Source organism: Gleimia hominis (assembly GCF_032085515.1).
Classification (GTDB): domain Bacteria; phylum Actinomycetota; class Actinomycetes; order Actinomycetales; family Actinomycetaceae; genus Gleimia; species Gleimia hominis.
Genome location: NZ_JASXSX010000001.1, coordinates 453790 through 469050 on the forward strand (window position 1 = coordinate 453790; position 15261 = coordinate 469050).

The 15261-nt window shown below is 55.5% G+C and carries 7 protein-coding genes; 2 read left to right on the forward strand and 5 right to left on the reverse strand.

The features are described from left to right. Positions 1-22: 22 nt before the first annotated feature. From QS713_RS01980 to QS713_RS01990, 3 genes are all read right to left on the reverse strand, one after another. Positions 23-2785 carry a DUF1156 domain-containing protein gene (locus QS713_RS01980; protein ID WP_313272027.1) on the reverse strand — a complete coding sequence of 921 codons (2763 nt, stop codon included), beginning with the start codon at positions 2783-2785 and terminating at the stop codon, positions 23-25. Between the two features lie 160 nt (positions 2786-2945). Further along, on the reverse strand, positions 2946-6329 hold the full coding sequence (locus QS713_RS01985; protein ID WP_313272029.1) for a helicase-related protein: 3384 nt from the start codon (positions 6327-6329) through the stop codon (positions 2946-2948). A 172-nt stretch (positions 6330-6501) separates the two neighbouring features. Then, positions 6502-7824 (reverse strand): hypothetical protein, encoded by a 1323-nt coding sequence (locus tag QS713_RS01990; RefSeq protein WP_313272031.1) that lies wholly within the window; start codon positions 7822-7824, stop codon positions 6502-6504. A gap of 270 nt (positions 7825-8094) precedes the next feature. Between QS713_RS01990 and QS713_RS01995 the strand changes: the two genes are divergently transcribed. Further along, positions 8095-8814, forward strand: a complete 720-nt coding sequence (locus QS713_RS01995) for a TetR/AcrR family transcriptional regulator (RefSeq protein WP_313272034.1) — start codon at positions 8095-8097, stop codon at positions 8812-8814. Here QS713_RS01995 and QS713_RS02000 read toward each other — a convergent pair. Further along, positions 8798-10750 carry an ABC-ATPase domain-containing protein gene (locus QS713_RS02000; protein WP_313272036.1) on the reverse strand — a complete coding sequence of 651 codons (1953 nt, stop codon included), beginning with the start codon at positions 10748-10750 and terminating at the stop codon, positions 8798-8800. The two genes, QS713_RS01995 and QS713_RS02000, sit on opposite strands and share 17 nt — an antisense overlap. Positions 10751-10880: 130 nt before the next feature. Then, complete coding sequence (locus QS713_RS02005; RefSeq protein WP_313273707.1) at positions 10881-12680, reverse strand: alpha/beta-hydrolase family protein; 1800 nt, start codon at positions 12678-12680, stop codon at positions 10881-10883. 283 nt (positions 12681-12963) lie between these two features. Here QS713_RS02005 and QS713_RS02010 point away from each other — a divergent pair, with 283 nt between their 5' ends. After that, positions 12964-15204 (forward strand): alpha/beta fold hydrolase, encoded by a 2241-nt coding sequence (locus tag QS713_RS02010; RefSeq protein WP_313272038.1) that lies wholly within the window; start codon positions 12964-12966, stop codon positions 15202-15204. Positions 15205-15261 lie beyond the last annotated feature (57 nt).

The window sequence follows — 15261 nt, forward strand, 5'->3', positions numbered from 1 at the left end:
ACACCTATTGTTCGTACATGCTTTAGTTCAAATCTAGCATGGTCTGTTCGTTCTCATTGGCAGATACAATCCGGTCGGCGCTAGTTCTTAGTTCGTCCCAACTGGATATTAAGCTGTTGAGTTTCTCCGCTGTCGGTGCGTCTGAGCGACGTTCCGCTTCCTTGAAAATCCTGTAGCTGAGTTGTTTTATTTGATCTGCGGGGAAGCGTTCTAGAACGCCTGCGAGTACGGGGGCGACCGCATCCATGCCACGCTCAGCAAGTATGCCGGCAAGGCGTACTGTAACTTCCCAAAGGCTGATGTTCGCATCGGTTCGCGGATCCCATGGGCCGGTAAGCTCTTCGGGTTTTAGCAGGCGAGCTTTACCTCCCGAGGCGTCGAATGCACCTCCGCGTTTCAACGCTTCGGGGCTGGTGTTGGTGGAGCGAGTGAGTTGGTCAGCAATACCGAAAAGCTCGGTGTTCCAACCGTATGCTTCGTACCAACGCACGGAGAAACGTGTTTCGCCATCGTAATCCAAATCCTTTTCCCCAAGCACTTCATCTACTGTGCGATTAATAATCTCCAAGGCTTGTTTAATAGACAGATCAGAGCCGTCTGTCTTACGGATACGGGCGTAACGCGAGTACACGCTGATGCCCGGGCCGATTGCTGCTTGCGAGAGATCCACCGGGTTGATGTTAGATTCCATCATGGTGCGTAGTTCTTCTTTGAGTTCGTCATTCAGGATCTTAATGAAACGACTCATCAGGATTGGTTCAGCGTCTTTAGGCCTGGGACGGCACGCCAGGACAATGGAGGAAGCAAGCGCATTCGTGCCGATTCCTAGCATTCGATTATTGAGTTCGCTACGCACGGGCCAGGTCGCAGTGATTTCCCATCCGGCGTTAATTAGGCCGTCTAGCAGTGCGTGCCACCCTGAGGAGATACCGGTTTTACTGTCTTGCTGTTTGTATGCGTAGTAGACGGTCATGGGGAAGTCTGAGTTTGCCCCTTTACGTATTTGTGCGAACACGTGGTTGAAGCCGTCAATGAAGAACTGTTCTGCGTTATCTTTACCACCGTGACGGTAGGGATTAGCAACGAGTTCTTGGAGTTTTGGGGTGAGTTCGGTGCGGGTAACGGACGGGAGAATATCGCGGAGCATGTACCGCAACCACACGTAGAAGTAGTCGGATAGGTCTGAGTAGGAAATGTTGTCGTAATACGGCGGATCGGTTGAGACAACGAGATTGCGATAGTCGCGAGTAGATGCGTCAGCTGAACAAGCGGTGCTGGGCGGTGTGGCAGGGACGGTTTGGACCGCTTTGGCCACCCAGTCAATTTGTCCTAAGTAATTTCCCGCCGAGGTCGAAAATGGGTTAGCCTCAGCGTAATCCCAGGTCATAGGAATGGCTTGCCGTGCAAATACATTTCGCACTGAATCCCTACTGGCATCCCAACTACAAATTGATGAACTCCGGTCGGTTTGTCTGCTGACCGCTAAGGATAGGTATACGCTGATTGCATCCGCGTACGCTTCCGCACCTGAACCACCGGAATCTAGAGGTTCCCCTTGTGGCATACCTGCGTTCAATGCATCCTTTAGAACTTGTTCACGTACCTGTGGAATAGTGTCCGCAAACTCCGTCAAAACAGTTAGCTGTCTATCCGTGAATAGGTCAGTAAAGAATGGCATCCCGTATTGTGGTGGCGAAAACCAGCGGCTATTGTCAGATATTGGTTTATCTAAGAACTCGTCAGGTCTTGTTGTGTCAGCTGCCTTTATATGTGTCTGATTAGGTGAACAGTAAACTCTACCGCGAGATCCTTCAGCCACGATAGCTATTAGAGCAGAACCTAGTCGTCCAGCTTTCCCCTCTTTGCGTACATCATCGTAAGTAAATGGTGTTCCATCTACTATCGAAGTTGCGCCTTTACCATGCTTTATCGTCCAGTCATCTTTCTTAGCTGGGCCGTCCGCGTTGTGCTGCACTTCGTAACGAATGGTGCCGTCACCGTTAACAATGGGTTTAACCCACGCTTCCCGACCCTTCTTCTTACTTAGCCACCAGGAACGGACCAACGGTACAGCTACCGGGTTAGCCGGATTTGGGTTCGTCACCGTACGCGCCCAGATCCACGCAATAACTGTGCGCTCAACACCCTCGTTATCCGTAACTGTTGGATACAGGTGCCCCACTTTCTCAAATACACGCTCGCGCAGCATACGTCCGTAATAACGAATATCCTCAGCAAGTGCCTCCGCCCTATTAACAGGTGAAATCCCCTCATCCGGATTCACTGCAGAACTGCCACTAAACCGCGACGGAATCTCAATAAGCGCCTTATTAATAATTACTGCTAGCGGATTTAAATCTGAAGCATGTGCCTCCAGCCCTAAGCGCTGTGCCTCCAGTGGAATCGAACCGCCACCCGCAAATGGATCCACCACTGCGGGCAGTGAGTCGCATGACGCTTCAATCGCCGCGCGGGCCTCACGATACAAGTTCGCATCATCACGATTCTCCCACTTCGCAAGCCGCACCATAATCTGATGCAACCGGGTACGCTCACGATCCTGATCTTCCACAGTTGGAAACCGATCCGGATGCGCAGATGGGTCATCAACTAACTGAGCAAACAAAACCGAACGCGCAGTAGCAAGAGGGCGACGGGCCCAATACAGGTGCAAAGTAGACGGTAAACCGTGGCGCAAAGACTTCTCACGCGCAGACTCCGCATTAATCGCAGTCAACGGAATTGACGTCTCAATCAGCTTCTTCTTCCGCACCGATTCAGCCACCTAAGCCACCCCTCAAAAAGAACAATACCCACACAACCGTAGGTCCCCTACAGACTACAAGACTTCCACAAACGGGTGGTACCCAGAAACTGTGTGGATATAGCTAATTGTAACTAATCGCGTCAACAAACCTGGTTAACACCCATGCTGAGCACCAAGCCTAAACCGGGCGACCGCCCCGATCCCAATAAGCCCGCCACTTTTCTGTAAACGAATGAGTAGACGGAGAAGTGTCGAACCCCGCGAACGCATCGCGTACGTAACGCAACCGATCAAACTGCGCACCATCCGGGCTAACCCGCACCAGTGCCAGCCGGTAATGCGTGCCCTGCGTTCGGCCAAAAGCGACCTCGTTAGCAGTAACCGAAAACGTGTCCGCCCCCGGCTCATCAATCCGCCCCTTAACTTCAATAAAGAAGCGGACACCAGAACTATCCACCGACTCAATGTCAAAGCCCTTATTATTATGCGGCATTTCCCTAGGCTTGCGACCCAAAAGTTGTTCCGCAGCCAACACCGCATCCACCGCGCGCCGATCTACCACCTGGGTATCCACAGCATGGCGCGGAGCCACCTTAGGCGCTGACCCAAGCATCTTCTCAGGAACCACTAACGCGCTCGCCCTAATTGCAGCCGGCTTAAGGTGCAACTTGACATCCGGTGACAGCTCCTTCTCACGTAAAAACAAGCGTTGCTGCAAGGACTTCGCCCGTTCAAACGCACCCTGCGCACTCATGCGGCCGCGAGGCCTACTGTCCCTCTCCGTATCAACCTTTCGGTTGTATTGGTCGAACCAATACTCACTCTCCGCTGTTAGCCGCGAGCGCACTAACCGCAATACATGCCGGTTTCGAGCCGTCATCTGCCGTTCCAAAGCCTGCTTCTTATCGCGCCCACCTTGCTCGTAAGCAAACGCCTGTACCTCACCAGAAAACGCTTCCTTTAACCACGGCTTAGCTAGCAGGTCCTTAACCGTACCCCACTCCTTCGGGGTGGCAGCCTCATAATCTAAATAAGGAGGTGTCTTTGAAAACGAAAGGTGCCCACTCGAGGTCATATACAGGTAATCGAAATGCCGTGAAACCGCTTCACCACGATCGTCGTCAATCTGCTGATCCACAGTCAACATCAAAATCGGTTCATCCGGTTGATTCTCAGTGCGATCAACAAAAACAGTCCCCTTATTCAAAAACTGCTCAAACCGTTCAACCGTTGCCTCAACCACCGCGTCTAAAAGCAACACTCCGGGTGCAACTAATAACGCATCAGGCACCAACCCAGGCACGTGCACTAGTTGCGGGTCGAACGTTATCCTCTCGTAAGCCACGGATAAGGACGCCTGCCTATCTAACTCCCGAGCCTTATCCCGCACTGCACCCGGAACTCGTACGACCTCATACCTACCTTTCTCCCGCTTACGAACCTGACCTCCTAAAGCCTTCAATGCGGATAAAAAGAACGCGGAAATATAACCCGGCTGCAACTTGCGTTCTCGTGCCCGCTCCATTTGCTCGCGAATCTCGTTCACATTCAACTTCGAATAGAACTCAGGGAAAGCGCTGCGTTCCTGCTGCAACTTCTCTAACCCATCTGCCACGCCAGCTGAAACTACTTTGTTTAAACGCTGCTGCACCTGCGGGTTATCACCGTAACGAATCGCATCCATCATCAGCTCATTCAAAGGTCTGTTGTTGAACGCATCGCGATCACCTAAAACGTTAAACAATCGACCCTGATAAGCAGACTCCATCGTCTCAATCTTTTGCAGTAAGGTGCCATAAACCGCGCCTTCACGCGTATCCCCCGCCACAAGGTTCCACAGGTGGCACGTGCGCTTTTGGCCGATGCGGTGAATCCGCCCAAACCTCTGCTCAATCTTGTTCGGATTCCACGGCAAGTCATAGTTAACCATCAGATCCGCACGCTGCAGATTCAACCCCTCACCAGCAGCATCAGTGGCCACCAACACGCGAACCGCAGGGTCGTTAATAAACCGTTCCTGCACCGCGAGTCGCTGCGCCCGATTCAAACCACCGTGAATAACCTCAACCGCTTCTGGCTGACCCAACTGAGCCCCAATTTGCTCCTGCAAATAATCCAACGTGTCTTTATGCTCGGTGAACACAATCAACTTATGCGGCAGCTGCGACGACCCGTAATCCAACACCTTATCTTGCAGAATCTGACGTAGCTGCGCCCATTTCTCGTCGGAGTTCAGCGCCCGGACTCTTTTTGCTTCCTCAACCAAATCGTCCAACACTCCGATTTCCGCTTGCAGCTCATCTAGGGTTTGTGCGCCAGTAGACGAATCAACAATCGCGTTAACCTCACGTTCAAACACGTCTTGACTGTCCACATCCATCTCGTCCCATTCGTCGTCTAGCGCGTCCATAGACGCCACCCACGAATCCTGAGGGCTTGGACTCTCTGCAGCTTGCCACACGGGCGTTAAAATATCGGGATTCTGACGCAAATGGTCGAGCAATTCGTTTAAACGACTACGACGCCTCTGCAGCGACCTTAAAATCGCAGCCGGGCTAGAGGCTAATCGGCGCTGCAACATCGTTAACGCGAACCCAATACTGTTTGCACGCTTACGATCCGTGCTCATAATTTGCGCAACCGAGTTCATGCCGTCACGCACATATTTTGTAACCGAATCATACAATCGGTGTTCATCTTCGGAAAGCGGATACATAACCGTTGTGGCCTGCCGTTCCGGGAACAATGGTTTGCCTTCAAACGTCAACAAGCGTTCCTTAACTACGCGGCGCATCAGGTCTTTCGTGTCCGCCGAACCGTGCACATTCTTTTTGAACTTCCCAGCGAACCTGTCCTTATCCAGTAAGGACATGAAAAGTTGGAAACTCTCTTCTTTCCCAGAGTGAGGGGTGGCGGTCATCAACAAGAAATTCTCAGAACACTCAGATAGGACCTCACCGAGTTTGAAACGGTTCGTCCTACTCACATCGCCGTCGACGTTTTTGAACGAGGCGCTCATCCGGTGTGCTTCGTCCACAACAGTGATATCCCACAGGACCTCACCTATTAGTTTCCGCCACTTCTCGTTGCGCGCCACTTGATCCATCCGCACAATCAATCGGTCATAATCCTCAAACGGGTTAGAACTCTTGGCTACGTGAGTGAGGGATGGGTCGAAAACCTTAAACTCTAAACCAAATTTCTCTTCTAACTCCGCGCACCACTGGGTTGCTAAACCACCAGGGCACACAATCAGCACGCGGTTTGCTGCCGAACGCATCAGCATTTCTTTAATGTACAAACCCGCCATTATTGTCTTACCTGCACCGGGATCATCCGCCAATAAGAACCGCAGGGGGTACTTCGGTAGCAAGTCCTCATACACTGCCCGTATCTGGTGTGGAAGCGGGTCAATATTTGAAGATTCAACAGCGGCAAGAGGGTTATATAAAGCCGCGTATTTAATCCGCAAAGCTTCAGCTGCCAACCTAAACTCCTCCGGTGGAGCGGTAAAATCCGGCGTAGCATTTTGACCACGTGGCATCAGGTTTTGCTCACTCATTTTTGCGCCCCGCTAACATGCACTACCCTAACTCTTTCCTACCAGTGCGGCTGTGTACACCTCAAGGATAATCAAAGAACGCGGCAAGATAGATTAGAGCCACTGGACAATCGGAAAGTCCAGTGGCTCTGACCTTGTTTTACAAGCGTCTCTGTATTATTGGGCCTCTACGTTAGTCAATCGCCGATGGTGTTGTTTTGTCCGCAGCGTTGCTTGAGGTGGAATCGGCTTTAGTATCCAGTGCAGCTGTCGGTTTACTTATCACTGCCGCACCGATCAGCAGCGCAATCCCGAATGCGCACACCCACAGCAGAGCGGTTGTGGACTCATTCATCACGGGGGCGTTCGCGAACAAGACAGCACGCACCCCCTCACCAGCAAAACGCGGGGGAATCCACGGGTAAATCCAATCGCGCCAAAACCCAGGTAAGAACGGGCGCGGCAACGTCAGCGTCGACATGCCGAGCACCATGCAAAGCACTGGAACCGCCAAACCGCGTTTACCAAACAAGCCCATACCACCCACGGTAAGGCACACGAAAGCGAACGACACCACCGCCAAGAACACTGCCAACTTAGTGAACGGCAAACTAATCCCCGTCACCCAATGCGCCAACCACACAGCGCCAAACGCCGCTATCAACGCGCCGACAGCACCGACGCACAGCTGTGCAAACGCCCTCAAGAACCTAGACGAGATCCGCCACGCCTTCAAACTAATCGTCCGCCAGGCCGCGAAACCCGTGGCGATCGACGCGATGAACGTCAGCAAAAACAACATCACCGGGGCGATCATTGCTTTGAAACCCCACTCGGTCGGAACCTCATTCACGTACTTAATGTCAAGCGAAAACGGGGGTGCACCGGCACCAGCCTGCTGCGCGAGCTTTTGCTTAATCGCCGTGAACGCACCCGTCAAACTCTGCGCAGCAAGCGGATTCCGACCCTGATTAATCGTCACCGTCACCGCCGGGATCTGCACCGCCTTCGGCTTCTGCGCAGCACCCATTTCGGCATTCCCAGCCGGGTTTTCGGCCGGGTCCACACCCGGCATCCCAGCCTGAGCCTTCGCTTCCGCCATGGCTTTCGCCTTCGCCGCCTCTGTTTGCGCCCTCAACACCTGGGTAGAAAGATCCTTCGGAATCCGCACCTCCGCGTAGTACCCGCTGTAATCCGCCAAGTAACTATTCTTCGGCTCGCGCAAACCAGTTTCGTGAAACTCCACCAGATCCTGGTCAGCATCCAACAGGGACTGTGCGATTTTCTCACCCACACCCACGCTCTGCCCATTTGGCGCCGCCACCTTCTGATCCGCATTCACCAGCGCCACCGGCAGATTATGAGGGTTCATACCCAACAACGGGCCCACAATCAACGCCGCAACCAGCAGCCCCAACACGGGCGCCACCAACGCCAACAACCAGCCAAACCCCGCCGGTTTACTAGCCCGCTGCCCAACTGGCTTCTTCTTGCCAAGAAAAGACCTGGTGCTCACGATCTTTCACCTTTCAATAATGCAACTGAATGTACAATTAAGTGTACTTAAACGCTACCTATCCTTAATACAATGATTCACAGATTTTTGTCGGAATAACTCACGGGCAGCCAACAAATGTGCGCAGATCCCAATGCAGATAAACAACACTGCAATAACAGTTCAACAACCATTTGATAGCCCGTTTCAATAACCATTTACTAGCCCGTTTCAACAACCATTTGATAGCCCGTTTCGAATATTAGTTCGAGGGAGTTTGAGGAAGGAAAGATGGCGAGGCCGCGGCAAACCAAAGACCACGTACCCGCAAACGAAAGGATCGTGGACGCGTACTGGCGTTGGGCGCAACAAGTGCCATTCTCGCAAATAACGGTGGCGCAACTACTGGTTCGTGCGCACTGCAACCGCACCACTTTCTACTACCACTTCAAAAACCTACTGGACGTACGACGCGAAGCCGAGCAGAAGTACATTCAGCAAAAATTCCAGCGGGTCCTCACCGCGTTCGCAGAAATCGAACAAGGTATCAGCATTGCTAAATCAATCCCCAAAGATCACCAAGACGTACTGCGTTACGTAGCGCTGCAACTGCCGTCGGACGAAAAAGGAGTGCTCCGACAACTCCTGGAACAAAACGTGCAAAGCGTTTTCCAGCGCCTCCTGATTGGCCTGCCCAACGCGGACAACAGAACCGCAAACCAAAACGGGGCCACAGGTAACCCGAACGCGGGCGAGCTGGGCCGCACGCATGGTGACACTGCAAGCAACCTCGATAACGTCAAAGATGGCACCGAAACCCCCAAAGGGAATGCGCAGCAGCAACAGATCATTGACGTGGTGCAAACCTTCATTGTCGCGGGGATGGCCGGTTTCTACAGCTCCCTTGGTGACCTGCAAATGGATGAGGTATTTGAACGCATCGAAATACTAGCCCCCATCATGGGGGCTAGTCTCGAAACCATCAAACAACTACTCACTGAGCGGCAGTAGAATCCGCCTCAGTGTCCGCTTCAGCATCGGCACCGGTTTCAACTTCAGAAACCGGCTTCACCCTCAGGGAACGGAACCGGTTGAGCGCAGCCGCAATATCCACCCTGCGAGGCCGCACAAAGAACGCGGGTTTATCCCCACCACCGAGGGCATCTAAACCGTGGTTATCAACCACTTCCTCAAGCGAATCCAACGCCTGCGCCAACGTGGTGCGCCCATCAAACCCAGTGGCCCGATTCGGATCCGTCAGCGACCGGATCGCCCACGCAATCGCATTCGTCTGCCCCGAATCCACAACCTGCTCCACGTCACCAAGCAAAATATCCTGCCGGTCAAGCGAAATCTGATCCAAACCACGCGAACGCGTCTTCGCCTTACCACCCTGCGGCTTACCCGGCTGCGGAACCCGCGCCGCCACCGGCTGCCACGCCGGCACATCATTACGCGCCCGCGGCATACTCGCCACCACCTGCTGCGCCTGCTCCGTCACGTCCTTACACTCGTAGTGATCCATCATCAACACGGTATCGGCCACATCCAGGTAGTCACCCGAACCACCCATCACCAAAATCGTGGACACACCCGCGTTTGACAAACCCTCAATCCGATCCACAAACGGTGTAATCGGCTCCTTATCCGCCGCCACCAGTTGGCGCATCCGTTCATCCCGAATCATGAGGTTCGTGGCGGACGTATCCTCATCAATCATCACAACGGGAGCGCCAACCTCCAACGCCTCCACAATAGACGCTGCCTGCGACGTGGAACCCGACGCGTTCTCGGTGGAAAACACCGTGGTATCCCCACCGCCAGGGAGGTCGTTAATAAACGCGGACACGTCAACCCCCGTCACCGCGCGCCCATCCGCAGCGCGGACCTTCACCGCATCCGGCAGTAAAGCCACCAGCTCCCGCCCGTCATCGGGCACGTGCGCGTACACACCGCGCTGCAACGCCCCGAGCAAAGTGGACTTACCATGGTAGCCACCACCAACAATCAGGGTCACCCCCGGGCGGATCGCCATGCCCTCAACCGGACCAGCGAAAGGCAAATCCACACTTACCCGCAACGACTGCGGCGCCGAGAAGGCCACCGCCTCAGACATCGGCAAATCCGAAATCCCAGACCGGCGCGCCAAAACGGAACCATCCGCGACGAAACCAATCCACCCATTCTCCACCAACAAACCCTGCAAATGCTGGTAATCCAAAAACGTTTGCACGTGCCGGCGCAACGCATCCATGTGCGGGGCAGAGTGGTCCGAAACGAAATCGAACGTATCAATAATCGCATTCGGAATCTCCACGTCCGCCAAATGCGCCATCGTGCGGCCCAAAATCGTGCGGCCCCGCGCGGGGAACTGGCACTGAAAACGCAACTCCACATCAGAGGCCGTCACCCGCGCGTAAGAACGCTCCAAAATCTCTTGCCCACAACGCGCAATCCGCAGATCATTCACGTCCCGCGTGTGATGCGCAAAATCGCGCGCAAGGAAATCTGCGACCGCCAAACACTTATCGGGCGTATCTAACAAATCATCTGGAATGCCCATCTGCTTCGGATCCGCAGTGGTCCGCAACTGGGACGGCGGCGCATACGGGTCAGACTGCACGCGGTCAATATGCACGTTGAAATCCCCGTAATCATAATCACCAATCACAGACTTATACGAACCATAATTGCGGCCATCAAGCCGGTTCAGATGATCCACCAAGTCCGCGTCCGTGCCCTGGCGGCGTTCAAACTCCCGGTTCTTCCCCCGATTATCCCGGTAATTGCGGCCGCGGTTACCCCAACGGTTCTGGCCACCGTGGTTCTGACCCCCACCGTAATTCTGGCCACCATAATTTTGGCCGCCGTGGTTCTGGCCACCATAATTCTGGCCGCCGTGGTTCTGGCCGCGCGAATGGAAATTCTTCGAACGATACTCACTCATACCCACCATTTTCGCACACATCCCAACGCAGCCAACTTCGCGATGCGCAGGCTGGTTCGAGGCGCTAGCTTGGGGCGCCAGTTGCCACTGCTACCGGTAAATTGCCGCTGCTACTGATAAGTTGCCACTGCTACCGGTAGATGTTTTTCGCGATCGCGGTTTGAATGCTGCGCACCATGCGTTCGTTCAACCACGACGCATCCGCGTTCCGGTACGGGTTCTTCCCCGCTGGTTTCCACTGAGGGTGGTCCAGCCCCAGCACGGTTTGCCACATGGGAACCATCTGCCGGTGGTACGTGTGCCCCTCACCGTCCGGCGCCATCCCCGCAACCGGCAGATCCACCAGCACCTGCACCCCAGTCACCAGGCGAATCCAATTCATGTGCGGCGCCTGCCTGTCCGCCGGCGGCTCCTTCAACCAATCCGGCTGACGCGTAAACAACTGCGGGGACCACCACACCACCGGGTCCGTAGTGTGCTGCACAAACAGGGAACGGGGGAACTCCCACTCCGGCAAATCCCGCCCATACACGTCCTTATACAAACTGTTCGTACTGGTCGCGAACCGAATGTGCTCCCCATTATTGACCACGGGCGCGGTCTCAGGGCTAGACAAATGACGCTGCTGCGTCAGCTTTCGCAACAGGCTAGACGCGTTCGGCGTGCCCGCCCACAGCGCTCCCGACGCTCCAGAAACTAATTGCTCCCCAGAATCAAACGCCGCTTGCGACCCGAGCGCCCCCAACGAGTTCCCCGTCAAATACACCGCCGGGCGTTTATCTGGTGGCATCTGATTCACCCGGTTCATCACCGCTTTATACAGCACTTTGCCGGCAATCTTCGGACTTTCAAACTCCCACAAAAAAGCGATCGCACTAGGCACAAACGAATACTGCATCGACACAATCGCGCAGTCCCCACCCGTCAAGTACTCCACGGGTTGCATTTGCCATTCATCCAACCAACCCGTTCCCGTGGACGTTGCCAACACCACCACCGGCCGGTTAAACGCCCCCGTACGGTCCATTTCTTTAACCGCCAGAGCCGCTCCAGCCTCCAAATCCGGCCCCGACCCCAAATGGTTCTTCCCAACCAAACCCGCGTAAACCCGGATTGGTTCCACCGCAGACCTGCCCGTAACCTCCTCAATATCACGCGCCCGCGGGCCCGCCGCCACAAATTCCTTCCCGTACAGACCGATGTCCTCCCACCGCGACCACGACCCGGGGGAACCAGACCGGGTTACTTCTTGAGGTTGTTTCAAATCTTGAGGTACTTGCCGGTCCGTGTTTGCAGCGTAACGGTAGAACGCCTCAACAGAAGTACGAAACACAACATCGTTTGCCACAAAAATAACCAGCAAAACCACGAGGATGGTGGCGCCAAGTTGCGCTAACCACTTCGGGATGGCGCGGGGCGCGTGGCTGACAGCCCAGTGGAAAACGCCGCGGATGACCCACCAAATCCCCGCCATGGTCACGCAAAAAAGTAGTGCCACCAGGTTCGCCCACAGGAACGACACGGGGGTGAGTGCGTCCATGTGCACGTGTTTCGCAGAGATTTCTTGGGCGCGGTAAAAACGAATCAGGGTGATGACCACCCACATTCCAGCCACGATAGCAACTAGGCGCGCCCCCCAGGTGAGCCAGCGTTCGTCGGCGGAAAAACGGATCCGAGCGGCAGACACGAGCCAGCTGCACACCCCACCTATCGCCGCGCCCAGCGCGTAACCGTAGGTAATGAGGATTCCACTGGCCACCCCTTGGAACCACCAGGTGCGGGGCAGTAAAGACGGGGAAATGGACACGACCCACATCACGGCCGCCAGCACCAACCCGGTGTTTGAAGATGGAATGAAGCGTGCAAGGCGTCCCAGCGCGAACTCCTGCAGTGTCTTCGCGTCGCCGTGCGCAGACACGCTTTGATCCATCGTTGCCACGCCCCTCATCATATTTCATCCCCCACCTTTCATCACAGGTACCCCCACCATCGCGGGCCTCTCAGTACGGTTGGCCTTTTTTCATGGCGGGTACCGCTCTCATGACGGACGCTTTTTCGCGACGGGTACCCCTGTCAGCACGGTTGGCCTTTTCGTGACGGACACCCTTTACATCGGGTTCCCTTTTCAGAGCGATCCCGGGAGGGAGCCGCATCCGCGAACTGGCCTGTGGATAGCCGGAGTGGTTGCACTGTGAGTGGTTACACTGGAAAGCATGACGATTGTTGCAGCTACAGACGGATCCTCGTTAGGTAACCCCGGGCCAACCGGCTGGGCGTGGGTGGTAGATAAAGACACGTGGAGGGCAGGTGGTTTCCCCTCAGGAACAAACAATATTGGGGAACTGCATGCGGTACTTGACCTGCTAGAACAAACCCAGCACGTGGATGAACCACTGCGGATCATGGCGGATTCACAGTACGTAATCAAAGCGCTCACCCAGTGGATTCACAACTGGAAACGCAACGGGTGGCGCACCGCCTCAAAAAAACCTGTGCAGAACGCGGAACTAATCCAGCGCATTGACGCGCACTTACAACATCGTTCCGTCACATTCGAATGGGTCAAAGGACACTCTGGGAACGCGTTAAACGAAATGGCGGACCAGCGCGCGGTCGCGTGCTCAAAAGCGTACCAAGAAGGTAAACCCCCGCAGACCGGACCGGGGTATAACCCCAGCGGATCCGCGCGGCCCCAAGCGCCCATGCAGCAGTCGGCCTCAGGCACCCAGTCACCACGCCAAGCTGCTCCAAAACAACCCAACTCTGCGCTTAACTCGCAGCGGGCACACGCCGGCATCGATCCGCGCTCTCAGCGGGCAGGTACGGGTTTCGATCGTTACGCAAATACAAATCGCGCACATATAAATAGGGGAGGGAGCATGGACGCAGGATTGTTCGACCTGCCCGGCGATAAACCGGCGGGCACCCCAAACCCCGTGCGCACGGGAGCTCCCACTGAGGGCTCTACCTCAAACCCCGCGCGCACCGAGACGCCTAGCGGGCCTCCCGCGTCTAAACCTGTTCGCCCTGAGACACCTACGGAACCTCCGGCCACTAAACCTGTGCGAACCAAGGTGCCTACGGAACCTCCCGCGAATAACCCCGTGCGCACCACAGCGACTCCTCGGGAAGCGGCGCAACCTGGCCCCGTGATTTATAAGCAGCGGGGGTACTGGGTGCGGGAGCATCGTTTCCGCGTCCCCCTTGACCACAAGCATCCCGATGGGCGTCAAATAAACTTATTTGCCCGCGAAATCAGTGCGGACCGCGAGCCGAATCCCAAGCAGCCAGCGATTATCTACATGCAAGGCGGGCCAGGTGGGCGCGCTCCCCGCCCAGGTAACCCCGCCACCGGGTGGATGGCGCACGCGCTGAAGAACCACCGGGTGATCCTCATGGACGAACGCGGCACCGGGCTTTCCACCCGCCTGGACCACCTGACGTTATCCGCATTCGACACGGTCGATGATCAAGTGGAATACGTGAAGCACTTCCGAGCCGACCAGATCGTGTGGGACGCAGAGTTCCTCCGCCACCAGATCAACGATGGGCACCCGTGGAAGTCCCTTGGGCAGTCGTATGGCGGGTTCATTAACACCACTTATTTATCGATTGCGCCTGAGGGATTGTCGGAGGTGTACTTCACCGGTGGCCTACCCGGCCTGGTGGATATTGACACGATCTACCAGTTGACCTACCAGCGCACCGCGGCGCGCAACCGCGTGTACTTTGACCGTTACCCGCGGGACGCGCAAACCCTCAAGAATGTGCTAAAACACCTGCGGGACACGGAAGAAACCCTACCTACCGGAGAGCGCCTGACGGGCCGGCGGTTACGCATGCTGGGCATGAACCTGGGTGGTGACGCCGGGTTCGACCAGTTGCATTACTTTTTTGAGGACCCGTTCGTCACGGTGCGGGGAACCAAGCGGCTCAACACGCAGTTCTTAGACATGGTGTGGCGCAACGTGTCCATGGGGGACAACCCGATGTACGGCCTGCTGCACGAAACGATTTACGCGGGAACCACCCCTAAACTAGCTGGTCAGGCAACAAACTGGGGGGCGTGGCGCCTAGTGAAAGACGGGAACCTCCCCGGATTTGAACCCGAACCGGACCTGCAGAGCAGCGACCCGATCTACCTCACGGGGGAGCACATTTACCCCTGGTTGTTCGACGAAGACCCCGCGCTCGTACCAATGCGAAACCTGGCGCACCGGCTTGCCTCCTTCACGGATTGGCCCACTCTTTATGATCCTGAGGTTCTACAAAGCAACGACCGGCCGTGCGCCGGAGCCGTGTACTTAGAGGACATGTTTGTGCCCGTGGAGTTGTCGCGCGAAACCGCTCGCTGCGCGAACGTGCGCACGTGGGTGACGAACGAATATCAGCACGACGGCATCCGAGCCGGCAGCGGAGTACTGAAACACCTCATGGAACTAGCGCACCGGTAACCACAGCGAGGTGAGTGTGGAGTTTTCCACCGCTTAGCCAAACGGGTTGTATGTGGC

Coding starts and splice junctions, on each gene's coding strand:
- QS713_RS01985 (WP_313272029.1), bottom strand. CDS start 6,329: ATGAGTGAGCAAAACCTGATGCCACGTGGTCAAAATGCTACGCCGGAT.
- QS713_RS01995 (WP_313272034.1), top strand. CDS start 8,095: ATGGCGAGGCCGCGGCAAACCAAAGACCACGTACCCGCAAACGAAAGG.
- QS713_RS02000 (WP_313272036.1), bottom strand. CDS start 10,750: ATGAGTGAGTATCGTTCGAAGAATTTCCATTCGCGCGGCCAGAACCAC.
- QS713_RS02005 (WP_313273707.1), bottom strand. CDS start 12,680: ATGGATCAAAGCGTGTCTGCGCACGGCGACGCGAAGACACTGCAGGAG.
- QS713_RS02010 (WP_313272038.1), top strand. CDS start 12,964: ATGACGATTGTTGCAGCTACAGACGGATCCTCGTTAGGTAACCCCGGG.